Origin of the sequence: Pseudoclavibacter sp. Z016 (assembly GCF_002931215.1) — a bacterium.
Lineage (GTDB): Bacteria > Actinomycetota > Actinomycetes > Actinomycetales > Microbacteriaceae > Pseudoclavibacter.
The window spans coordinates 171,740-195,026 of the sequence record NZ_PSTU01000003.1 but is presented as its reverse complement, the minus strand read 5'-3'; the positions used below and the strand labels follow the sequence as shown (position 1 = coordinate 195,026).

General features: G+C 69.4%; 18 protein-coding genes. 8 read left to right on the top strand and 10 right to left on the bottom strand.

The genetic code is table 11. The features are described from left to right. Positions 1 to 67: 67 nt before the first annotated feature. Positions 68 to 1,588 (bottom strand): MFS transporter, encoded by a 1,521-nt coding sequence (locus C5B99_RS02210; protein ID WP_181062855.1) that lies wholly within the window; start codon positions 1,586 to 1,588, stop codon positions 68 to 70. Between the two features lie 54 nt (positions 1,589 to 1,642). Between C5B99_RS02210 and C5B99_RS19130 the strand changes: the two genes are divergently transcribed. Next, positions 1,643 to 2,197 (top strand): TetR/AcrR family transcriptional regulator, encoded by a 555-nt coding sequence (locus C5B99_RS19130; protein ID WP_104305809.1) that lies wholly within the window; start codon positions 1,643 to 1,645, stop codon positions 2,195 to 2,197. 204 nt (positions 2,198 to 2,401) lie between these two features. Here the strand turns inward: C5B99_RS19130 and C5B99_RS02200 are convergent, their stop codons facing one another. After that, positions 2,402 to 3,442 carry a LacI family DNA-binding transcriptional regulator gene (locus C5B99_RS02200; protein WP_104240142.1) on the bottom strand — a complete coding sequence of 347 codons (1,041 nt, stop codon included), beginning with the start codon at positions 3,440 to 3,442 and terminating at the stop codon, positions 2,402 to 2,404. Between the two features lie 177 nt (positions 3,443 to 3,619). On the opposite strand from C5B99_RS02200, the gene C5B99_RS02195 reads away from it, so the two are divergent. From C5B99_RS02195 to C5B99_RS02185, 3 genes are all read left to right on the top strand, one after another. Beyond that, the gene (locus C5B99_RS02195) at positions 3,620 to 4,555 is read left to right on the top strand and encodes a dihydrodipicolinate synthase family protein (RefSeq protein ID WP_104240141.1); all 936 of its coding nucleotides are present in this window, start codon (positions 3,620 to 3,622) and stop codon (positions 4,553 to 4,555) included. A gap of 191 nt (positions 4,556 to 4,746) precedes the next feature. Then, complete coding sequence (locus C5B99_RS02190) at positions 4,747 to 6,048, top strand: Nramp family divalent metal transporter (RefSeq protein ID WP_104240140.1); 1,302 nt, start codon at positions 4,747 to 4,749, stop codon at positions 6,046 to 6,048. 184 nt (positions 6,049 to 6,232) lie between these two features. After that, positions 6,233 to 6,805 (top strand): YdeI family protein, encoded by a 573-nt coding sequence (locus tag C5B99_RS02185; protein ID WP_104240139.1) that lies wholly within the window; start codon positions 6,233 to 6,235, stop codon positions 6,803 to 6,805. Positions 6,806 to 6,973: 168 nt separating this feature from the next. Here the strand turns inward: C5B99_RS02185 and thrC are convergent, their stop codons facing one another. Continuing rightward, a complete protein-coding gene (gene thrC / locus C5B99_RS02180; protein ID WP_104240239.1) occupies positions 6,974 to 8,398 on the bottom strand; it encodes a threonine synthase in 1,425 nt (474 codons plus the stop codon). Positions 8,399 to 8,460: 62 nt separating this feature from the next. Next, on the bottom strand, positions 8,461 to 9,951 hold the full coding sequence (locus tag C5B99_RS02175; protein WP_104240138.1) for an amino acid permease: 1,491 nt from the start codon (positions 9,949 to 9,951) through the stop codon (positions 8,461 to 8,463). Between the two features lie 246 nt (positions 9,952 to 10,197). On the opposite strand from C5B99_RS02175, the gene C5B99_RS02170 reads away from it, so the two are divergent. Then, positions 10,198 to 10,713 carry a GyrI-like domain-containing protein gene (locus tag C5B99_RS02170; RefSeq protein ID WP_181059575.1) on the top strand — a complete coding sequence of 172 codons (516 nt, stop codon included), beginning with the start codon at positions 10,198 to 10,200 and terminating at the stop codon, positions 10,711 to 10,713. Positions 10,714 to 11,668: 955 nt separating this feature from the next. Here C5B99_RS02170 and galK read toward each other — a convergent pair. Next, complete coding sequence (gene galK / locus C5B99_RS02165; protein WP_104240136.1) at positions 11,669 to 12,832, bottom strand: galactokinase; 1,164 nt, start codon at positions 12,830 to 12,832, stop codon at positions 11,669 to 11,671. Further along, positions 12,829 to 13,959, bottom strand: a complete 1,131-nt coding sequence (gene galT / locus C5B99_RS02160) for a galactose-1-phosphate uridylyltransferase (protein WP_258063005.1) — start codon at positions 13,957 to 13,959, stop codon at positions 12,829 to 12,831. Before galT ends, galK begins: the two co-directional genes overlap by 4 nt. Before the next feature lie 70 nt (positions 13,960 to 14,029). On the opposite strand from galT, the gene C5B99_RS02155 reads away from it, so the two are divergent. After that, positions 14,030 to 14,833, top strand: coding sequence for a DeoR/GlpR family DNA-binding transcription regulator (locus C5B99_RS02155; RefSeq protein WP_258063004.1), 804 nt, complete (start codon positions 14,030 to 14,032; stop codon positions 14,831 to 14,833). Between the two features lie 128 nt (positions 14,834 to 14,961). On the opposite strand, the gene C5B99_RS02150 is transcribed toward C5B99_RS02155, so the two are convergent. From C5B99_RS02150 to C5B99_RS02135, 4 genes are read right to left on the bottom strand one after another with little or no spacing between them, the layout of a single operon-like run. Next, positions 14,962 to 16,188, bottom strand: coding sequence for an ABC transporter ATP-binding protein (locus tag C5B99_RS02150; protein ID WP_104240135.1), 1,227 nt, complete (start codon positions 16,186 to 16,188; stop codon positions 14,962 to 14,964). Beyond that, complete coding sequence (locus C5B99_RS02145) at positions 16,185 to 17,057, bottom strand: ABC transporter permease (RefSeq protein ID WP_104240134.1); 873 nt, start codon at positions 17,055 to 17,057, stop codon at positions 16,185 to 16,187. The genes C5B99_RS02150 and C5B99_RS02145 overlap by 4 nt, the downstream gene beginning before the upstream one ends. Then, positions 17,054 to 18,001 carry an ABC transporter permease subunit gene (locus C5B99_RS02140; protein ID WP_104240133.1) on the bottom strand — a complete coding sequence of 316 codons (948 nt, stop codon included), beginning with the start codon at positions 17,999 to 18,001 and terminating at the stop codon, positions 17,054 to 17,056. Before C5B99_RS02140 ends, C5B99_RS02145 begins: the two co-directional genes overlap by 4 nt. Next, a complete protein-coding gene (locus C5B99_RS02135) occupies positions 18,001 to 19,128 on the bottom strand; it encodes an ABC transporter substrate-binding protein (RefSeq protein ID WP_104240132.1) in 1,128 nt (375 codons plus the stop codon). The genes C5B99_RS02140 and C5B99_RS02135 overlap by 1 nt, the downstream gene beginning before the upstream one ends. A 269-nt stretch (positions 19,129 to 19,397) precedes the next feature. On the opposite strand from C5B99_RS02135, the gene purL reads away from it, so the two are divergent. Further along, positions 19,398 to 21,812: a phosphoribosylformylglycinamidine synthase subunit PurL gene (purL, locus tag C5B99_RS02130; RefSeq protein ID WP_258063003.1), complete on the top strand. Its 2,415-nt coding sequence runs from the start codon at positions 19,398 to 19,400 to the stop codon at positions 21,810 to 21,812. Between the two features lie 24 nt (positions 21,813 to 21,836). Then, on the top strand, positions 21,837 to 23,156 hold the full coding sequence (gene zapE / locus C5B99_RS02125) for a cell division protein ZapE (RefSeq protein WP_104240130.1): 1,320 nt from the start codon (positions 21,837 to 21,839) through the stop codon (positions 23,154 to 23,156). The last annotated feature ends 131 nt before the right edge of the window (positions 23,157 to 23,287 follow it).

The window sequence follows — 23,287 nt, the reverse complement described above, 5'->3', positions numbered from 1 at the left end:
GTACCGGGTCCGGGTGGCTTGCGCGATTTCGGAGACCGGTCGAAGGCGGCGCGGCGCGCGCCGCCGGCTAGGCCGTGGCCTTGCCGACCATGCGCAGCGCGAGGATGATCGCGCCCACCATGAGCACGGCTCCGACGGCCGACGTGACGGTGCTGCCGGCGTCGAACGCGTGGAACGCCGAGTCGAGGAGCGTCTGCGCCTGAGCGGTCATGCCGCCGGCCTCGAGCTCGTTCGAGACGTTCACGGCGCCGGCGAGGGTCTCGCGAGCGGCATGCGCCTGCTCGGCCGTCGCCCCCTCCGGGACGACCATCCCGGAGCGGTAGCTCGCAGTGAGCACGCCGCCGAGGACGCTCGTGCCGAGCACCGCGCCCACCTCGTAGGCCGTCTCGGAGACGGCGGATGCCGCCCCGGCCTTGGCGGGCGGGACACTCGCGATGATGACGTCGTTGGAGAGGGTCTCGGCGATCGCGATGCCGGCCGCGAGGAGCGTGAATGCTGCGACGAGCATCCACAGCGGGGCGGAGCCGCCCGTGATCGCCAGCGAGAGGTAGGCGAGGAACGCGAGCCCCAGGCCGAATGCCATGGCGATGTGCACCTTCACGCGGCGCACGACACGCACGATGAGGAGCCCGGCGACGATCATCGTCACGGTTCCGGGGAGCAGCATGAGGCCAGCCTGCAGGGGCGTGAGGCCGAGGATGAGCTGCAGGTGCTGCGACAGGAAGAAGAGGAGCCCGACCAGCGCGACGACACTCACGAGGTTCACGAGCACGGAGCCCGTGAAGGCGGGCACCGCGAAGAGGCGCATGTCGAGGATCGGGTTCTCCTGCTTCAGCAGGCGACGCACGAACAGCCAGCCGGAGAGGACGCCGATGAGGAGCGCGCCGACCGAGATGAGGTCGATGCCGTCGGTCGCCGTGTGCTTGATCGCGAAGACGATGGGCGCGAGGGCCGCCATGGAGAGGAGGATCGCGGGAACGTCGATGGGGCCCGGGTTCGGGTCGCGCGACTCGGTGACGAGCAGCGGCGCGAAGATCAGGAGCGGCAGGAGGAACGGGACGGCGATGAGGAAGACGGAGCCCCAGTGGAAGTGCTCGAGGAGCACGCCGCCGACGATCGGGCCGATGGCCGTGCCCGCCGAGAAGCCGGTCGCCCAGACGGCGATGGCGAGGCGGCGCTGGGCGCGGTCGTGGAACATGCCGCGCAGCAGCGAGAGCGTGCAGGGCATGATCATGGCGCCGAAGAAGCCGAGGAGGAGCCGCGAGATGAGCAGCATCTCGGCGGACACGGAGAAGGCTGCGAGCACGGAGACGAGCGCGAAGCCCGTCGAGCCGATGAGGAGCAGCTTCCGGCGTCCGATGCGGTCGCCGAAGGAGCCCATCGTGACGAGCAGACCCGCGAGGACAAGCGGGTAGATGTCGATGATCCAGAGCTGCATCGCGGCGCTCGGCTGGAGGTCGAGGGCGATGTACGGGAGGGCGAAGCTCAGGACCGTGTTGTCGATCGACACGAGGAGGACGGGGAGCATCAGCACCGCGAGGCCGAGCCATTCCTTCCGGCCCGCGCGCTGTTCGATCATTGTGGTCATGAAAGAGGACTATACCGACCAGACGGTACAGTTGGCAACTGTAGGATGGCGGCCATGAGTTCAGCTAGAGACCGGATCCTGGACGCCTACGAGGAGTCGCTGACCACCGTGGGTGTCGCCGCGACCACCCTCGACGTGGTCGCCCGCATCGCTGGAGTCTCCAAGGGCGGGCTCATCTACCACTTCCCCTCCAAGGAGGCACTGGCGGACGCCCTCATCGAGCGCTTCACGGGCATGGCGCGCGCCAGCGCAGAACAGCTCCAGGGCGACGCGGCGTCGACCGTCCGGCACTTCATCGAGATGAGCAGCTCCGTCGGCGACGAGCTCGACACGGCCTGGCTCGCCGCGATGAACCTCTCCCGCAACGGCAACCAGAGCGCGACGCGCGCCATCCTCGAACTCGAGCGTTCCTGGCACGACGCGATCCTCGAGTCGACCGGCAGCCCCCTCGTCGCCCACATGACCAAGCTCCTCGGCGACGGCCTCTACCACTCGAGCTCGTTCGTCACCGAGTCGCGCGAGAGCCTGCCGGAGGCCGCGAAGCTCCTGCCGAGCGACGAGGAACGCGAGGAGATCATCCGCACCCTCCTCGACCTGCTCGACGACTGACACACCCCGCGCCCCGAACGGGCCACCACCCTGGCCGCGCGGCGGGCAGCGGGCAGCGGGCAGCGGGCGATCTGAGCGCAGGACGTGACCAGCATCCGTGCACTATCGGGCCGACGCGGGCATCACGCCTCAGATCTGCCGCATATCGCACTCATGTTGGTCAGGGCTGCCGCGAGCGCCCGGCGTCCTGCCAGCCGCCGCGACTCAGCGCGGGGGCGGGCAACTGGAGGCGCGCGGAATGAGCGTCGGCATCGCGCGCCGGATGACGGACCCGATCCCTGGCGTCAGCAGCAGCTCGAGCGCCGTCGTGGCGATCTGGTCGAACGATGTGCGCACGGAGGTCAGCGGCACGGGCAGGGCCTCGGCGAGGGGGACGTCGTTGTAGCCGACGAGCGCGAGGTCGGTGCCGATCTGCAGACCGTGTCGGTGCGAGGCCGCCATGACCCCGAGCGCGAGGTTGTCGTTGGCGGCGAAGATCGCGGTCGGGGGCGTCTCGGTCGCGGCGAGAATGCGCTCGGCCGCGGCCGCGCCGTGCTCGATGCGGAAGCCGTCGCCCGCGATGCGATGCGGCGGGATCTCGATGCCGGCCTCGCGCGCCGCACGCAGGGCGCCGGCCAGGCGGTCACGCGCACTCGAGGTGAAGTCGGGACCCGTCACGAGCGCGATGTCGCGGTGGCCGAGGTCGACGAGGTGGCGCACGGCGAGGTACCCGCCGACCTCGTCGTCCCCCAGCGACGAGGGGCTGACGCCGTCGGTGCGCAGCACGAGGGCGAGCGGGATGCCGGACTCCTGCAACGACTGGGGAAAGCTGTCGACGCGGCGAGACGAGGCGATGATGAGCGCGTCCACGTTGCGGTCGAGCAGCACCTGGGCCGCGCGCTGCTCACCCTCGGCGTCGTCCCCCGTGGTGGCCACGACGGCGACGTAGCCCCTCGCGGCAGCGGCACGCTCGATGGCCTCGTACATGAGCGCCATGACGGTGTCGCTGAGGCGCGGCACCAGCACGCCGATCGTGCTCGTCGAGCCGCGGCGGAGCTGGGATGCGAAGACGTTGCGCCGGTAGCCGAGCTCGTTCGCGATCTCGCGGACCCGCACGGCGGTCGCCGACTGCGACTGCGCGGTGCGCTCGTCCAGGATGCGGCTCACGGTGGAGATGCTGACGCCGGCCTCGGCCGCGACTTCCTTGAGGGTCACGACTCGTCGCTCGCCCGCTCCGGGGGCAACGGCACTGTCGTTTCGCCTCATGCGGAGGAGTGTATCCCGCCCCTCGACGCCTGCCCGGCAGGAATCTCCAGACTCGACCCTTGACATCGGGAACGTTTGCATGAAGACTTGCAATCGTTCCTGCAAACGTTTGCATTGGCTCGAAAGAGCAGCGGCGAGCAGGACCCACCACCTCAACGATGAGCAAAGGAAGACAAGATGTCGATCGACCTCCGCGGCCTCTCCCCCGCCCCCGTCACCCCCTTCACCGAGGACGGAGCCGTCGACTACGACGCCATCCAGCGCCTCGGCTCCTGGCTCGGCTCCGTCGACGGCGTCAAGAGCCTCGTCGTCCTCGGCCACGCCGGCGAAGGCACCTTCCTCACCCAGACCGAGCAGGCGAAGGTCATCACCGCCTTCCGCGAATCGGTCGACTCGCGCATCCCGATCGTCGCCGGCATCACCCAGGAGGGCAACGCCGTCGCCGCCGAGGAAGCGAAGCGCGCAGTGGACGCGGGTGCATCCGCCGGCCTCGTCTACCCCTCCCACGGGTGGCTGCGCTTCGGCTACCAGGACGGCGCACCGCAGACGCGCTACCGCGACATCTACGAGGAGAGCGGACTGCCGCTGATCCTCTTCCAGTACCCCGACAACACCAAGGCCAGCTACAACCTCGACACCCAGCTCGAGATCGCCGGCCAGGAGGGCGTGTTCGCGACGAAGAACGGCGTGCGCAACATGCGCCGGTGGTACACGGAGATCCCCGCGCTGCGCGCCGCATACCCGGAGCTGCAGATCCTCTCCTGCCACGACGAGTACCTGCTCCCGACCATGTTCGACGTCGACGGCCTGCTCGTCGGCTACGGCAACATCGCCCCTGAGGCGCTCGTCGAGCTCATCGAGGCAGGCAAGGCGCACGACTACGACCGGGCGCACGAGATCCACGAGCGCCTCCTGCCCGTCACGAAGAACGTCTACCACCGCGGCTCCCACATGGAGGGAACCGTCGCGCTGAAGTGGGGCCTCGTGCACCGCGGCATCCTCGACCACGCCACGGTCCGCACCCCGCTGCTGCCCCTCGCCGACGGCGCGGACCGCGAGATCGCCGAGGCATTCGCCATCGCCGGACTCGACCGCGTGACGGTCGCCTCCTAGCAGGGAGGGGCAGCGACAACAGGGTCGCTGCCCCTACGCTTGGCGTCGACTGCTGCAAGCTCGACGGCACACGCCGCCCAGACGCGGCACCGGAAGCACGGGTTCGCGAACCCGTGCGACCCCCAAGTCAATGACGACTTCGCGGCCGGATGCACCCCATCCATCGGCCGCACTCCACGAAGGAGACCCCCATGGGCGACACCCGCCTCCACTCGACGCCGGGCACCGGCCACGCGCGAGTCTCGACCGAAGCAGTCCGCACCATCGTCGAATCCCGCCGAACTCGGCGCCGCTTCTGGCAGCAGCTGGCCCTCATCGGCCCCGCCTTCGTCGCGGGCGCCTGGCAGTTCGGCCCAGGCAACCTCACCACGGCAGTGCAGGCCGGAAGCTCCTACCAGTACACGCTCATCTGGGTCATCGCCGTCTCGACGGTGCTCATGATCTTCCTCACCGACATGAGCGTGCGACTCGGCATCAAGTCGCCGGTCTCCCTCATCGCCTCCATCAAGGACCACCTCGGGAAGCCCCTCGGAGTCGTCGCGGGCGTCGGCGTGTTCCTCATCACACTGTGCTTCTCGGTCGGCAACGCCGTCGGCTCCGGGCTCGGCCTCTCCATGCTCGTCGACGGCTCGTCGCCCGTCATGTGGACCCTCATCTGCACCCTCGGCGTCGCGGCGGTGCTGTTCATCCGCAGCATCTACAACGTCATCGAGAAGGTGCTCATCGCCATCGTCGCGCTCATGGCGATCTGCTTCGTCGTGAGCGCGTTCGTCGTGAACCCCGACTGGTCGGCGGCTGGCCGCGGGCTCATCCCCACGGCGCCAGAAGGCTCATGGCTGCTCATCGTGGCGCTCGTCGGCACGAACTTCTCCATCAACGCCGCCTTCTACACCTCCTACGGCACGAAGGAACGCGGCCGGAAGGAAGAGGACTACCGCGACGTGACGATCGTCGACACCATTCCGGGCATCATCGCCCCTGGCATCATGACGGGGCTCGTCATCATCGTCGCGGCCGGCGCCCTGGGGAAGACGTCCGAGACGGCGACCTCCATCACCAGCCTTGCCGCCATCTTCGAACCCCTAGCCGGCCCCATCGGCGGCTTCATCTTCGCGCTCGGATTCGCGGGGGCGGCGTTCTCCTCCATGATCCCGAACGCGATCGCCGGCGGCACGATGCTCTCCGACGCGTTCGGCCGCGGCGCATCCGCCAACACCCTCACGGCACGACTCACGAGCGGCTTCATCCTCGCGTTCGGGCTCGGCGTCACGCTCATCTTCCAGACCTCGCCGGTCGAGCTCATCGTGCTCGCCCAGGCCCTCACGATCCTGGTGGCTCCCATCCTGGCCGCGCTCATCATCATCATGGCGAACCGCCGCTCGCTCATGGGCGAGATGCGCAACAGGTGGTGGCAGAACGCGTTCGGCATCATCGGCCTCGCCGCCGTGCTCGCCCTTTCCGTTCGGCTCCTTCTGAGCTTCATCGCAGGATAGGTCTCGCGGCGGCCGTTGGCCAGGGTCCGTGCGCGGCAGCAGGCTGCGCGAGGGCCCTGGCCAACTTCCGTGATCAGGCCCATCGGCGCTCGCCGGGGCCCGGCGTCGTCCTGGGCGAGGAGGCGCATCCATCACGGAAGTCGGACAGCACCTGTCGCCCCCTGCGCCCTCCTAGGATGACGGCATGGTGAGCTTCGCCGACAAACCCATCCACGACTTCACGATCGAGCAGTGGGAGGCGTTCCTCGCGGCCGGCCCCGACGACGGCGGCGTGCGCTTGAAGCTGCGCAAGAAGCTCTCGAAAGCGCCGGGCATCACCTGGCAGGAAGCCCTCGACGTGGCCCTCTGCTACGGGTGGATCGACGGCCAGTCGGCGCGATTCGACGACGACTACATGCTGCAGGCCTTCACGCCGCGGCGGAAGAACAGCCCGTGGTCGCAGATCAACGTCGGACACGTGGCCCGCCTCATCGACGAGGGGCGGATGCAGCCTGCCGGCCACGCGGAGATTGATCGCGCGAAGGCGGACGGCCGCTGGGACGCCGCCTATCGGGTCAAGGATGCGGTCGTCCCCGCTGACTTGCAGGCGGCGCTCGACGCGAACCCAGAGGCGCTGGCCTTCTTCGAAGCGATGAAGAAGCAGGCCCGCTTCCAGGTGATCTTCCGCATCACGGGCATCAAGACACCCGCGGTCCGCGCCGCCCGCATCCAGGATGTCGTCGAGAAGGCGGCGCGCGGCGAGCACCACTACAAGTAGGCGCCCCACCTGCGCGTCTTCCGCCTGCGTGCACGTCTCCCTGGCGCAGACATGCGAAAAATGCATGCTCCCGACGTCGAGAGCATGCATTTTTCACATGTTTGCCGCGCGCACAGGGCAGGCAAGAGGCGGGTGGATGCGCCCGGCGAGCGAGCGCATCCACTTGGCCTAGCGGAGCACGCGCTCCGAGATGAACGCGCGCAGCGCCTGCTCGTCGTCGTCGAGCTCGACGACCCGCTGCGGGGCGTCGAGGAGGGCCTGCGTCTCCGCATCCACATCGACGGCCGAGCCGAGGGCCTCCGAGATGGTGTCGGCGAACTTCTGCGGCTTCGCGGTCTCGAGCACCAGCATGGGCACGCCGTCCTCGAGGTGCTCGCGCGCGACCTTCACGCCGTCGGCCGTGTGCGGGTCGATGGTGACACCGGATGCGTCGTGCACGCTGCGGATCGTCGCGAGACGGTCGGCATGCGTGCTCGTTCCGCTGACGATGCCGAAGAGCGGCTCGAACGTGTGCTGCGCGACGGAGAGGTCGATCTCGCCGGTCTCGGCGAGCTCGCTCCAGGCGGCAGCCGTGCGGCCGCCGTCGCGACCGAGGAGCTCGAACACGAACCGCTCGAGGTTCGACGCGCGCGACACATCCATCGACGGGCTCGACGTGGCGAGGGTGTTCTCGGCGTTGCGCGGGCGGTAGAAGCCCGTGCGGAAGAACTCGTCGAGCACGTTGTTCTCGTTGACGGCGAGCACGAGCTTGCGGACCGGCAGGCCCATGAGCTTCGCGTACAGACCCGAGAGGATGTTGCCGAAGTTGCCGGACGGCACCGCGAACGAGACCTCGAAGCCGTCGCGCTCATCCGCCGACAGCTCGTCGGTCGCACGCAGCCACGCCCACACGTAGTACGCGATCTGGGCGGAGATGCGGCCGAAGTTGATGGAGTTGACGGCGCCGATGTTGTTGCCGCGCTTGAAGTCGATGTCCTCGGCGAGGCGCTTCACGAGGTTCTGGCAGTCGTCGAAGACGCCCTTCACGGCGATGTTGTGCACGTTCTCGTCCTGCAGCGAGTACATCTGCGCGCGCTGGAACGCGCTCATGCGGCCCTGCGGCGAGAGCATGAAGACCGAGACGCGCTCGCGTCCGCGCAGCGCGTGCTCCGCGGCGGACCCGGTGTCACCCGAGGTGGCACCGAGCACGTTGAGCACCCGGTCGCGCTTGCCGAGCACGTAGTCGAGCGTCTGCCCGAGGTACTGCATCGCCATGTCCTTGAACGCGAGGGTCGGCCCCTCGGACAGACCGACGAGCGTGAGCTGCGCATCCAGCTTCTGCAGCGGAACGACGTCCTCTGACGCGAAGCGGCCCTCCCCGTAGGCGTGCGCGGTGAGCTGCTCGAGGTCCTCTCGCGGAATGTCGGTCGCGAAGAGGCCGAGCACCGCCGTCGCCAGCCCGGCGTAGTCGAGCGAGCGCCAGCCCTCGAGGTCCTCGTTCGTGAAGTGCGGCAGCAGCTCCGGCACGGCGAGTCCGCCGTTCGGGGCGAGGCCCTCGAGAAGAACGTCGGAGTAGGAACCGAGCGTGCCGCCACGGGTAGAGATGTATTGCAAGTTCACTCGCCTCAGTCGTCGTGTTTCACCGGGAATGTGCGCCCCCATCGTATCGGGGCGGCTCAGTCGCGGGAGGTGCCCTTGACTTCCGGCGTCTGCCGACCAGCCTGAACCTCCAGCGCCGTAGTCTCGTCGACCAGCTCAGCGCGGCGCTTGCCGGCGGAGCCCACCGCGAACCGGTACGCGAGCAGCAGCAGGGCCAGCCACACCGCGCCGACGACGAGCGCGACGCGGGTGCTCTCGAACCAGCCGAGCACACCGAGCACGAACACGAGGAAGCCGAGGGTCGCCCACGACGCGAACGGCCACAGCGGCACAGGGAACTCGGATGCGCTGCGTCCGCCGCGCGCGATGTCGCGCTTCATGGCGATGTGCGAGCAGACGATCATGATCCACACCCACACCGTCGCGAAGGTCGCGATGGAGGCGATCACGAGGAAGACGTCCTCGGGGATGACGGCGTTCATCCACGCGCCGACCGCGAGCGCCGCGACCATGAGCGCCACCGTCGCCCACGGCACGCCGTTCCCGGAGACGCGGAGGAACACGCGCGGCGCCTGGCCCTGCTCGGCGAGACCGAAGATCATGCGGCCAGCGCCGAACACGTCCGAGTTGATGGCCGAGAGGGCCGCCGTGATGACGACGAAGTTCAGGATGTGCGGGGCCGCGGGGATCCCGAGGCCATCGAAGATCGACACGAACGGGCTCGCGTCACCCGTGATCGTGTTCCACGGCGCGAGCATCATGATGACGGCGAGCGCGCCCACGTAGAAGAGGAGGATGCGCAGCGGCACGCTGTTGATGGCCTTCGGGATGACGCGCTTCGGGTCCTGCGCCTCGCCGGCCGTGATGCCGATGATCTCGATGCCGCCGAACGCGAAGACCACGATCGCGAACGACGCGATGACGCCCTCGATGCCCATGGGGAAGAAGCCGCCCGTCGCCGGGTTGAAGAGCGCCCCGATGCCAGACGCATCCGGTGACTGGTTGCCGAAGCCGAAGATGATGATCGCGATGCCGCCGGCGATCATGGCGATGATGGCCGTGACCTTCACGAGCGCGAGCCAGAACTCGAGCTCGCCGAACGCGCGCACCCCGAGCAGGTTGATGGCGGCGATGAAGAGGATGACGGCGACGATCCACACCCAGCGGGCGACGTCCGGGTACCAGAAACCCATGTACACGCCGAACGCGGTGACGTCGGCGATCGCGACGACGATCATCTCGAACGCATACGTCCAGCCCGTGATGAACCCCCAGCGTGCGCCGAGGTAGCGGTTCGCGAACTGCCCGAACGAGCCCGTCACGGGGTGGCGCACCGTCATCTCGCCGAGCGCGCGCATCACCATGAAGACGGCGGCGCCCGCGATCATGTAGGCGAGCAGGACCGCCGGACCCGCGGCCTGGATCGCGGCGGAGGACCCGTAGAAGAGGCCGGTTCCGATGGCCGAGCCGAGCGCCATGAAGCGGATGTGCCGCGCCGTGAGCGCCCGCGCGAGCGGCCGCTTCGGGGTCGCCCCTGAGTCGATGCCGTCGTTCTCGACCGTGTTCATGCGCAGCTCGTGTCTCTCGTCGCTCGGTGGCGCATCCACCCGACCGTCTTCTGCGCCGGCGCGCCACCTGCGGAATAGTAGCCCTTCGGCGCGCCGTCGTCCGCGCTGGACCCACGCTGGAGCGATGCCAGGAACCCGCCGAGAATCCGGGGAGGTCACCCGTGAATGACGTCCTGCGCACGGCCCGTTGCCCTAGGTTGGCGTCAAGCATCTGCCCCGCTCGAGTGGGGCGTCGAGGAGGACACCATGCCAGAGACACTTCCGCTGCCCGATTCGCCCCGCCAGGGCGTGGAGCGCTTCGAGCTGAGCGCCGTTCCACTTGCCGTCGCGCGCTACGACAACGTCAGCATGCGCGAGCTACGGACGCTCTTCGACACGACCTTCCAGGCGATGGCTGCAGCGATCGGCGCCGACAAGGTGCATCCCTCCGGACCCGCCCTCGCGGTCTACCACGGCGACCCATCGCAGACGTTCGACGTCGAGATCGGCTTCCCGGTCGTCGAGCCGATCCGCGAGAAGACGCTCGTCGGCGACGTGACGATCCAGAACTCCACCCTCCCGGCGGGAGCCGCGGCCGGTGCGTCGCACCTCGGATCATTCGACGGCCTCGGCGAATCGTGGGGTCGACTCATCCAGGACCTCCGCGACTCTGGCGATGAGCCCGGCTCCATGGTGGAGATCTACGTCACCGAGCCGAGCCCCGACATGAACCCGGACGACCTGCGCACCGACCTCATCGTGTCGCTCGCCCCGCGCGGGTAGGCACGCGGCCGGGCCGCGCGCGCACAGACCCCACAGAACCCACAGACCTGGGCCTCCCGCACCCACCCGGCGGCAAGCAGGTGCGCAACCCCAATGTCTGCGCCAACAGGGCAAAGCACGCCCACACACCTGGGCCTCCCGCACCCACCCGGCGGTAAGCAGGTGCGCAAGCCCAACATCTGCGCCGACAACACGAAGCACACCCACAGACCGCACAGACCTCACAGACCTCACAGACCTCACAGACCTCACAGACCTCAGCCTCCCGCACCCACCCGGCGGCAAGCAGGTGCGCAAGCCCAATGTCTGCGCCTACAACACGAAGCAGGCCCACAGACCTCACAGACCTCACAGACCTGAGCCTCCCGCACCCACCCGCAAGCGGATGCGCAACCCCAACATCTGCGCCGAGAAGCCGAAGCACGCGCCCAGACCTGCGCCTCCCGCATCCACCCGGCGGTAAGCAGGTGCGCAACCCCAACATCTGCGCCAAGAAGGCAAAGCACGCGCCCAGGCCTGGGCCTCCCGCACCCACCCGGCGGTAAGCAGGTGCGCAACCCCAACATCTGCGCCGACAAGGCGAAGCCCGCCCACAAACCCCACAGACCTCACAGACCTCACAGACCTCACAGACCTGAGCCTCCCGCACCCACCCGGCGCCAAGCAGGTGCGCAACCCCAACATCTGCGCCAAGAAGGCAAAGCACGCGCCCAGACCTGCGCCTCCCGCACCCACCCGGCGGTAACCAGGTGCGCAACCCCAACATCTGCGCCAAGAAGGCGAGGCCCGCCCACAGACCTGGGCCTCCCGCATCCACCCCACGGCAGCTAGGTGCGCAACCCCAATGTCTGCGCCGACAAGACGACGTGCGCCCGCAGATCCCACAGACCTCACAGACCTGGGACCCGCGCACCCGCCCGACGGCAAGCGGATGCGCAAGCCCGATGTCTGCGACTCAGACGCGACCTGCGCCCTGCGACGGGAGCACCTCGAAGGTCGCGGGCTCAGCGAACCCGGCCGCGGCGAAGGCCTCGTGGATGCTGCGCGAGACCTTGGCGAGATCGCCGCGTTCCACAAGCGCGATCGCCGCTCCCCCGAAGCCGCCGCCCGTCATGCGCGAGCCGATGGCTCCCGCAGCGACGGCCGTCGATACAGCGAGGTCGAGCTCGGGCACGGAGATCTCGAAATCGTCGCGCATCGATGCGTGCGACTCGGCGAGCAGCAGGCCGATGCTGCGCGGGCCGCTGTCGCCGAGCGCAGCGACGACAGCAAGCACCCTCGCGTTCTCGGTGACGATGTGCCGCACCCGACGGAAGGTCTCGTCGTCCAGCACCCGCTCTGCGCGCTCGAGGTCGCCGACCGTCACGTCGCGCAGCGAGGCGACGCCGAGCCCCGCCGCACCCTTCTCGCACGACGCGCGCCGCTCCGTGTAGCCGCCGCTCGCGTGGGAGTGCTCGACACGGGTGTCGATGACCAGCAGCGCGAGGCCCTGCGCCTCGAACGCCAGCGGCACGATCCTCGACTCGAGCGAACGGCAGTCGAGCAGCACGCCGGAGTCGCGCTGGCCGAGGAGCACCGCCGACTGGTCCATGATGCCCGTCGGCGCACCGACGGCCTCGTTCTCCGCGAGGCGTCCGACTCGAGCGAGCGTCCGCCGGTCGAGCCCGAGGCCCCACAGCTCATCGATCGCGACCGCCACAGCCCCCTCGAGGGCAGCGGATGAGGACAGGCCAGCCCCAAGGGGCACATCCGACTCGATGTGCAGGTCGAGGCCGCGCACCTCGCTGAGGTCGGCGCCCAGCTCGCCAGCAGCCCAGATGACCCCGAGCGCGTACGCGGACCAGCCGCCGAGCGCATCCGGTGCCAGCTCGTCGATGGCGATCTCCTCGACGCCCTCGCGCAGGCCGCTCGAGACGCGGACGAATCGGTCGTCGCGCAGCCTCGCCGCGACCACCGTGTGCCGGTCGATCGCGAACGGGAAGACGAAGCCCTCGTTGTAGTCGGTGTGCTCCCCGATGAGGTTCACGCGGCCGGGCGACGACCAGAGGCCGTCCGGCGCCCCATCGTGGATGCGCGCGAACGCCTCGGCGGCCGTCGTCGCGAGCTCCGGCCGGGTCACGCTGCGTCCACCTTCGCGAGCGCCGCGCGCAGAAGGCCTGCCGTGGCTTCGGGTGGGACGTCGCCGATGAAGGCGCCCATCGCCGACTCCGAGCCGGCGAGGAACTTGAGCTTGTCCTCCGCGCGTCGCGGCGAGGTGATCTGCAGCATGAGCCGGATGTCGTCCCGATGCGAGTTGACTGGCGCCTGATGCCAGGCGGCGATGTAGGGGGTCGGGGTGTCATAGATCGCGTCGATGGCGCGGAGCACGCGGCGGTACTCGCGGGCGATCTCGTCGCGCTCCTGGGCCGTCGTCTCGGCGAGGTCGGCGACGTGGCGATGCGGAAGCATGTGCACCTCGAGCGGCCAGCGCGCGGCGAACGGCACGAAGAACGTGACGTGCTCGCCGCGCAGCAGGACCCGGTCGGAGGCCTGCTCGAAGTCGAGGATGTCCTGGAACAGCGTCGGCCCGTACGTCTCGATCGAGCGGATGAGGGCGCTCGTGCGCGGCGTGATGTACGGGTAGGAGTAGATCTGGCCATGCGGGTGGTGCAGCGTCACCCCGATGTCCTTGCCGCGGTTCTCGAAGGGGAACACCTGCTGCACGCCGGGCAGCTGCGAGAGCGCCGTCGTGCGGTCGGCCCAGGCCTCGACGACCGTGCGGGCGCGCGAGAGGGAGAGGGATGCGAAGGATCCCTCCGACTCCGGGCTGAAGCAGACGACCTCGCAGCGACCGATGGATGGCTTCGTGCGGCCGAGGCCCACGGATGCGAGCTCCTCGAGCTGCACGGCAGCGTCGATGTCGTCTCCACCCAGCGCGGGGCCGAACGAGGGCGACTTGTTCTCGAACACGGCGACGTCGTAGTTGCTCGGCACCTCGGTGAGGTTGGCTGGCGTGGACGGCGCGAGGGGGTCGAGGTGCTTGGGGGGCAGCATGACGCGGTTCTGCCTGGCGGCGGCGATCGAGATCCACTCACCGGTGAGCGGGTCCTGACGCATCTCGGCGACCGGTGGGCGGTCGGCGGGCACCCGGCTGTCGAGGGCGCGCTCGGGGTCGAGCGTCGTGTCGGCGTCGTCGAAGTAGATGAGCTCGCGACCGTCGGAGAGCAGCGTCGGACGCTTGACGATGTTGTTGGTGAGGGAAGGCACGCTCCGATTACGCCACTTTCGTTTTCGAAAGTCAAGTGCCTTTCGCTTGCGAAGGCGTAAGCTGGATCCCGTGGTGAACATCGAGACGACCCCAGAGGGCCCCGCGCACACACGCAGAGCCGAGCTCGTCGAACTCGTGAAGCGTACCGGCTTCGCCAGGGTCGCCGACCTGAGCCGAGAACTCAGAGTCTCCGAGGTGACCGTGCGCTCGGACCTCACCGCGCTCGAACGCGACGGAGTGCTGGGCCGCGTGCACGGCGGCGCGATCTACGGGCACGGGCCGACCGGCCTCGAGACCTCGTTCGAGACGGCGCAGCAGAGCGCCGCCGACGAGAAACGCCGCATCGGCATCGCCGCGGCCGCACTCGTGACCAGCGGCTCGAGCGTGCTCCTCGACGTCGGCACCACCACGACGGCCGTGGCGGAGGCGCTCCTCGCCCGGGAAGACCTCGACGACGTCGTCATCATCACGAACGGCCTCTCCATCGCGCTCGCCCTCGAATCGGCCATCCCCCGCTTCACGGTCGTCGTGACCGGAGGCACCCTCCGCCCGCTGCAGCACTCGCTCGTCGCGCCGTACGCATCCGCCATGCTGGAGCGCATCCACACCGACCTCGCGATCATCGGCTGCACTGGCGTGCAGGTCGCGGCCGGCGTCACCAACGTGAACCTGCCGGAGTCGGAGCTCAAACGGGCCATGCTCCACGCCGCGGACCGCTCGGTCGTCGTCGCCGACGCCAGCAAGCTCGGCCGCGCCCACGTCGGCGTCATCGGCGGGCTCGCCGAGTTCGCGAGCATCATCACCGGCACCGAGGCCGCCGCCGACGACGTCGCGGCGCTTCGAGCGGCCGGCAGCGACGTGCAGCAGGTCTAGCAGCCGCGCTCAGCCGGCCGGGCGCGCCTCGGCACCTCCGCGAGTGTCCAACATCAGTTCGATTTCGGCGGTGTCCGACGCTCAAACGCCAGAACGCAGCGAAATCGCACTCATGTTGGTCAGCAGAGCTACTGCCCGGCGGGGACCGCGAGCGCAGGGGCCGGATGCACGTCGACGGCGACGACGCTGCCCGGCTCGAGCGCACCCGTGTCGCGGCTCCGCATGTGCGCCCGCAGGAGCGTGCCGTCCGCGAGCCGCGCCTGGACGACGACGTGGGCCCCGAGGAATCCGGTCGAGACGACCCGCGCGAGCGCCTCACCGGCTGGCAGAGCGCCGTCAGCATCGACGCTCGTGGATGCGCTCGGACCGCCCGCGGATGCCTCGGCGGTCGCGGCACCCGAGGCCCCCGACTCGTCCGCCGCGAGCCGGGAATCGGCCACCGCGAACGACACGTGCTCCGGCCGGAGCAGCACGTCGACGGCACCCTCGGCGCTGCCCGCGAGCAGCGGCACCCGCTGCCCGAGCACCGTCGCGACTCCGCCCTCCGCGCTGGCCCGCACGCGCGAGTGGTGGCCGATGAAGTCGGCGACGAACGCGTTCTCGGGCGTCGAGTAGATGGCCTCTGGCTCGCCGAGCTGCTCGATGATGCCGCCGCGCATGACGGCGACCCGGTCGGCGACGGCGAGCGCCTCCTCCTGGTCGTGCGTGACGAACACGGTCGTGATGCCCACCTCGAGCTGGATGCGGCGGATCTCGTCGCGCAGCTGCACGCGCACCTTCGCATCCAGCGCCGAGAGGGGCTCGTCGAGGAGCAGCACCTTCGGCTGGACGGCGAGCGCGCGTGCGAGCGCGACTCGCTGCTGCTGACCCCCGGAGAGCTCGTTGGGGTACCGCTCGCCGAAGCCGCCGAGCCCGACGAGCTCGAGGTACTCGGGCACACGCGTGTTGCGCTCCTTCGCGGAGATTCCGCGGCGGAGGCTGAGGGGGAACGCGACGTTCTGCGCGACGGTCAGGTGCGGGAACAGCGAGTACGACTGGAACACCATGGCCATGTCGCGCTTCGAGGCTGGCACGTCCGCGACGTCGCGGCCGCCGACGAGGATCTCGCCCTCGTCGATGTCCTCGAGTCCCGCGAGCGCGCGCAGGGCAGTGGTCTTCCCGCATCCGCTGGGCCCGAGGAGGGCGACCATCTCGCCGGGCTTGATGCTCAGCTCGAGTCCGCGCAGCGCCACGGTCTGGCCGAAGCGTCGCGTGACGCCGCGCAGCTCGACGCCGACGGCCACCTGGGAGTGCGTGGTGGAGGTGGATGCGTCGGTGCCGCCACGGGAGGCGACTTCAGGGAGGGTGCTGGTCATGGGCGTGCCTTTCGGGTCGTGCGCTCCCTGCGCCCCGCGAGCAGGTCGAGGGCGATGAGCAGGATCGTGGTGACGCCGAGCGCGAGGAGCGACATGACGGCGGCGATCTGCCCGTCGGAGAGGTTGATCTGGAAGAGGGCGGTCTGCAGGTTGTCGCGGGCGAGGAAGCGGGCGACGGTGAACTCGCCGAGCACGACCGCGATGGTGACGAAGCTCGCCGAGATGAGCGCGGTGCGGATGTTCGGCAGGATCACGCGCACGATGATGACGGGCCAGGACGCCCCGAACGAGCGGGCGGCCTCGGTGAGGGTCTTCAGGTCGATCGACCGGAGGCCGGCGTCGATCGAGCGGTAGGCGAACGGCAGCACCAGCACGACGTAGGCGAACGCGAGCCACACGGTGTTCGACCCGAGGGGCGTGGAGGCGAGGAAGCGGTAGATCGGTGCGAGTCCGACGACGAGCACGACGGCGGGGATGGTGAGCGGCAGCAGGCAGATGAACTCGACCGCCCGGTCCATGGCGGGCACCTTGAGCCGCACCCACACCATGGTGGGCACGAGCAGCACGAGCATGATGGCGACGGTGAGGGCGCACATGATGAGCGAGTTCGTGAGCCCGGACCAGAGCACGTCGAGGGTCGAGTACTCGCCCGTGTTGCCCGCGAAGACGCGCTTCCAGGCGTCGAAGCTGACCTCCCCCGTGAGCGGGAAGCGGATGGAGAACTCGAAGAGGCTCACGAGCGGCACGAGCAGCGCGACGGTCGTGAGGGTGAGTACCGCGATGCGGAAGGCCTGCTGGCGGCGGCGGGCCCGCTCGACGAGGCCACGGCGGCGCGGACGCGCAGGGGCGGATGTTGCGAGCTGCGTCATCGGGACAACCACCTTGCGCTGCGCTTCTGCAGGAGCGCGTAGAGCGACATGACGATGGCGACGACCACGATCATCCCGAGCGCGAGGGCCTGCGCGTAGGACTCGAGCCCCGCGGTGTTCTCGTTGCGCAGCGCCGCCTCGATCTCCATGGGCACGATGATCGTCTGCTGCGAGATGAGGGCGGCCGCCGTCGCGAAGGCGGAGAAGGAGTTCGCGAACAGCAGGAGCACGGAGCCGAGGAAGCTCGGCGCGAGCAGCGGGCCGGCGACGCGGAACCAGTAGACGAGCGAGCTGCCGCCGAGCATGACGGTCGCGTCGCGCCATTCCCGGCGGATGCCGTCCGCTGCCGGCAGGAACACGATGACCATGAGCGGCACCTGGAAGTAGAGGTAGACGGCGACGAGGCCTGGGACGCTCGACAGGAAGCCGGAGTCGACCTGGAAGCCGGCCGCTCCCTGCAGGAAGCGCGTGAGCATCCCGTTCGTGCCGATCGTCGCGACGAACGCGAACGCGAGCATGACGCCGCCGAACTGCGCAAGGACCGAGTTGAACGCCGTGAAGACGCGGCGACCGAGGCTGTTCGGCGGGCTCGTGGAGAGGGCGTACGCGACGACGGCGCCGATGACGGCGCCCAGCACTGCGGTGACGACCGACAGCCACGTCGATGTCCAGAAGATCGTGATGGAGGCGGGAGAGAGGAGCCGCTCGAATCCGCTTGTCGTGAAGACGCCCTGTCTGGTGAAGAACGCGCCGATGGCGACGAGCACGGTCGGCAGCAGCAGGAAGATGCCCGTGTAGAGGAGGAAGGGGGCGACACCGAAGAGCGACGTCCGCGACGCCGCCTTGGATGCGCCCGACGGGCGGCGCCCGAGCGCGTCAGGCGTGGCTGCGAGTGCAGCGCCTGACGGCTCGGTCGCCGCCGCGAGGGGTGCGGTTGCGGTCATCAGGAGATCGTCGAGTCCCAGTTCTCGGCGAGGAAGGCGTTCGCGGTCTCGGCCTCTTCCGAGGTGGGCGTCACGGGCGTGCCCTCGACCTCGGGGAGGCTCTCGAGCGCGGTCTGGTCGACCGTGCCCTCGGCTTCCATCCAGTCGAAGAGGACCGGCATGGCGCCGCCGGCGAGCCAGATGTTCTGCACCTCCGGCGAGTACAGGTACTCCATCCAGAGGCGAGCGGCGGCGGGGTTCGGGGCGTCGACGTTGATGGCCTGGTTGTAGTACGCGGCGATCTCGCCGCCCTTCGGCACGAAGGTCGCCCACTCGACGCCCTTCGCCTCGAGGCGCTCGACGGTCGAGAGCTGGTTGTAGCTCCAGTCGAAGACGACACCGTGTTCGCCGGCGTCGACGGTGCCGGCCGTGACGTCCTTCAGGTTGAGGGTGCCAGCCTCCTGGAGCTTCGCGAAGTAGTCGAGGCCCGGCTGCAGGTCGGCGAAGTCGCCGCCGACGGCGTTGTTCGCCGAGAGGAAGCCGTTGAACGCCGCGCCGGCCTCTGCGGGCTTGCCGTTGAGGGCGACGGAGTTCGCGAACTTCGCGTCGGTGAGCTGGTCGATCGAGGTGATCTCGCCGTACTTGGTGGCGTTGTAGCCGACCGACATGATGCCCGTGTAGTCGTTCACCCAGAGGCCGGTGGCCTCCTTGTTGGCGTCGGGGATGTGCTCCCAGTTCTCGACCTGGTACGGCGCGAAGTAGTCGGTGGATGCGAGGGCGACGTTCGCTCCGAGGTCGAAGACGTCCGGCGCCTGGTCGGTTCCCTTGTTGGCGTCGGCCGCCGCGATCTCCTCCTGCGAGGAGGCGTCGGGGAGGATCGAGTTGACGGTGATGCCGTACTTCTCGGTGAAGCCGGCCTTGATCTCGCCGTAGTTCGCCCAGTCGTCGGGCAGCGCGATGACGTTGATGGTGCCTTCGGCCTTCGCGGCTTCGACGAGCGCCTCCATGCTGCCGAAGTCGTCGAGGCTCGTCGCGGTCGCCGCAGCGGCGGTGTCGCCGGTCTCACCCGTCGCGGGGCTCTGCGAGCACGCGGTCAGGGCAAGTCCCGCGAGGGCGAGGGTCGCCACAATTGAAAGTCGCTTGTTCATGCGAAGTCGATGTCCTTCTCGGAATCCTGGTGGGGCCGGAGGCCGAGAGGCCAGCCGGCGCAACCCTGCCGACTGGCTGGGCGGACACAGGCCACCACGCCAGCGTGAACACCAGCGGTCACCGGATGAACACCGACGGACGCGCATCTGAACAGCCCATTCGCGCGCATCCGCCGCCCATCGCGCGGCCGCCCGCGAACGCCGTAGACTCGTCCGGTGCGGACACGCCCCGACTTCTCCGCATCGCGCCGCCAGAAGGAGCCTCGCCAGTGAGCAGCCAGACCACAACCCCGTCTTCCGAAGCAGTTGGCCCGGACACCGTCGACAACGCGAAGGCGACTCCCGAGAAGGAGCAGCCGTACGGCGCCCTCGGGCTGAAGCCGGACGAGTACGACAAGATCCGCGAGATCCTCGGCCGCCGCCCCACCTCGGGCGAGCTGGCCATGTACTCGGTCATGTGGTCGGAGCACTGCTCCTACAAGTCCTCGAAGAACTACCTGCGCCAGTTCGGCCAGAAGGTCTCCGACGAGATGAAGAAGAACCTCATGGTCGGCATGGGCGAGAACGCCGGCGTCATCGACGCTGGCGAGGGCTGGGCGGTGACCTTCAAGGTCGAGTCGCACAACCACCCCTCCTACATCGAGCCGTTCCAGGGCGCCGCGACCGGCGTCGGCGGCATCGTCCGCGACATCATCTCCATGGGTGCCCGCCCCGTCGCGGTCATGGATGCGCTCCGCTTCGGCGCGATCGACGAGGCCGACACGGCACGGGTCGTGCACGGCGTCACGAGCGGCATCTCCTTCTACGGCAACTGCCTCGGCCTGCCGAACATCGGCGGCGAGACCTGGTTCGACAGCGTGTACCAGGCGAACCCGCTCGTCAACGCGCTCGCGGTCGGAGTGCTCCGCCACGAGGACCTCCACCTCGCGAACGCCCGCGGCGCCGGCAACAAGGTCGTGCTCTTCGGCGCGCGTACGGGCGGCGACGGCATCGGCGGCGCATCCATCCTCGCGTCCGACTCGTTCGACGAGAAGGGCCCCACGAAGCGCCCGGCCGTCCAGGTCGGTGACCCCTTCGCCGAGAAGGTGCTCATCGAGTGCTGCCTCGAGCTGTTCCGCGAGAAGGTCGTCGAGGGCATCCAGGACCTCGGAGCCGCAGGCATCTCCTGCGCGACGAGCGAGCTCGCGGCGGCAGGCGACGGCGGCATGTACATCGAGCTCGACAAGGTGCTGCTGCGCGACCCGAACCTGACGGCCGAGGAGATCCTCATGTCGGAGAGCCAGGAGCGCATGATGGCGGTCGTCGCTCCCGACAAGCTCGACGCGTTCATGGCGATCGTCGACAAGTGGGACGTCGAGACGAGCGTGCTCGGCGAGGTCACCGACACCGGCCGCCTCGTCATCAACTGGCGCGGCGTGGAGATCGTGAACGTCGACCCGCGCACCGTCGCGATCGACGGGCCCGTCTACGACCGTCCCGTCGCCTACCCGAGCTGGATCGACGCGCTCCAGGCCGACTCCGCATCTGCCCTCCCCCGCCCCCAGTCGGGTGAGGAGCTCCGCGAGCAGGTGCTCGCCCTCATCTCGTCGGCGAACCTCGCCAACCCCGAGTGGATCACGCAGCAGTACGACAGCTACGTGCTCGGCAACACCGCCTTCGGCACCCCGGAGGACGCCGGCATGGTGCGCATCGACGAGGAATCGGGGCTCGGCTTCGCCATCAGCCTCGACGCCAACGGCCGCTACGCGCAGCTCGACCCCTCTGCCGGGGCCAAGCTGGCGCTCGCCGAGGCGTACCGCAACGTCGCCGCCACGGGCGCACGCCCCGCCGCCGTCTCCGACTGCCTCAACTTCGGCAGCCCTGAGAACCCAGAGGTCATGTGGCAGTTCGCGCAGGCCGTCGAGGGACTCGCGGATGGCTGCCTCGAACTCGGCATCCCGGTCACGGGCGGCAACGTGTCGTTCTACAACCAGACGGGCGACGTGCCCATCCACCCGACCCCCGTCGTCGCCGTGCTCGGCCTCATCGATGACGTCGCACGCCGGGTCCCGTCGGGCTGGCAGGAGGAGGGCGACAACCTCTACCTCCTCGGCACGACCCTCGAGGAGCTCTCCGGCTCCAGCTGGGCCGACGTCGTGCACGGCCACCTCGGTGGCCTGCCCCCGCAGGTCGACCTCGAGCGCGAGAAGGCGCTCGCCGACCTCGTCATCGGCGCGGGCCAGCAGGGCCTCCTCACCTCGGCGCACGACCTCTCCGAGGGTGGCCTCGCGGCAGCGATCGTCGAGGCGTCGACACGCTTCGGCGTCGGCGCGCGCATCGTGCTCGACGGCCTCATGCGCAAGGAGGGCGTGGATGCCGCTACCGCGCTGTTCAGCGAGTCGGCCGGGCGCATCCTCGTCTCCGTCCCGCACGACGACGACGTGCGCTTCCAGGCGATGTGCGAGGCGCGTGACTTCCCCGTCACCCGCGTCGGCGTGAGCGACGGCACGGGTGCCGACGCGAAGCTCGAAGTCCAGGGCCTCTTCGAGTTCACGCTCGCCGAGCTCTCCGAGGCGCGCGGCGCGACGCTGCCGAAGCGCTTCGGCGACGTCGTCGGACCGAACTCCGCGCCGATCTCCGCAGCCATCACGGCGGCGGCTTCGTCGGCGGCCGTCTCGTCGGCGCCAGCCTCGTCGGCGAACTAAGCGCCGCACCTCTTGAGTCTCGGGATGGGTTCCACGCTTCGGGATGGGTTGCTTCCCATCTCGAAGCGGGGAACCCATCCCGAAACTGTTGGCGCGAGCGTCGGCGAGGTCTTCGCTGCGATCGCGGCGTCAGCGACCGCGGCCGGCTTCGCCCTCGATGACGGGCAGCGGATGGTCGCTCGGCGTCTCGCAGGACTCGGCGCGCAGATCGTCGAGCACGAAGCTCTCGCCGTTGAGAACGCCGCTCCGAACCCAGCTGCCGACGCTGCCCCCGACATCGCCGAGGTGCGCGACCCCGACATCGCCGACGCCACCGCCACCGCCCCCGACGCCGCCGGAGTGAGCGAGCCCGAGGTCGCCGAGGCGGATCGTCCCGACGCATCCGCCGCCCATGCGACGGTCCCGCGCGGCCTCTACCTGTGGGGGCCCGCCGGCCGCGGCAAGTCCTGGCTGCTCGACGCCTTCTACGGCGCGGTGCCCGTGGACCGGAAGCTGCGCGTCCACTTCCATTCGTTCTTCAACGAGCTGCACTCGCGCATCTTCGCGAACCGCGGCTCCGAGACCGTCTTCGCAAACGCGGTCCGCGAGCTCATCGGCGACGCGAAACTGCTGCTCTTCGACGAGTTCCACGTGCACGACCCGGGCCACGCGACGCTGCTCACGGCCCTGCTGCGGTATGCCCTCGACCACGGCATCACGGTCGTCGCGACCTCGAACTACCGGCCGCAGGGCCTCCTCCCGAGCCCCGTCTACCACCACATCTTCGAGCCGGGCATCGAGCTCATCGAGCGCGAGCTCGACGTCGTGGAGCTGCCGGGCGAAGTCGACTACCGCCGTTCTCGCGCAGACGCCGTCGAGCGCCGGGGCTTCGCGACCGGTTCGTGGGTGCACGTGCCGAGCTTCCCGTCGACGCAGGTCGACGGCGCAGACGACGCAGACGAGCAGTCCAGTGCTGCTGCGGGCCGTGCACCCGACGCCACGCGCCCGGCTCCCGCCGAGGCGACGAGCCTCGAGCTCGGCGGCCGAACGTTCGAGGTGACGGCGGTGCGCGGCCGCGAGCTGTGGGCGACGTTCGCGGAGCTCTTCATCGTGCAGACCTCGTCGCTCGAGTTCCTGCAGTGGGCGCGCGACTTCGACACGTGGCACATCCTCGACGTTCCCCTCCTCGCCTCCGTCGGCCGCGACCCGCAGCAGCGCTTCGTGAACGCCGTCGACGTGCTCGTCGACTACGACATCCAGGCGCACTTCCACGCCGACGCGTCGTTCGACGAGTTCGTCGCCGCTGCCGCCGGCCGCGCCGACGCGTTCCGCATGGTCAGCCGCCTGCACCTCCTGCAGCACTGACCAGCTTCCGTGACGAACGAGGCCGCAAGCTCCGTTCAGGTTGCGGATGCGGGCATCCGTCACGGAAGTTGGACAGCGGCAGGGAGACGCCGCACTGCCGAGAGCGCCGACAGCACGCTCATGTTGGTCAG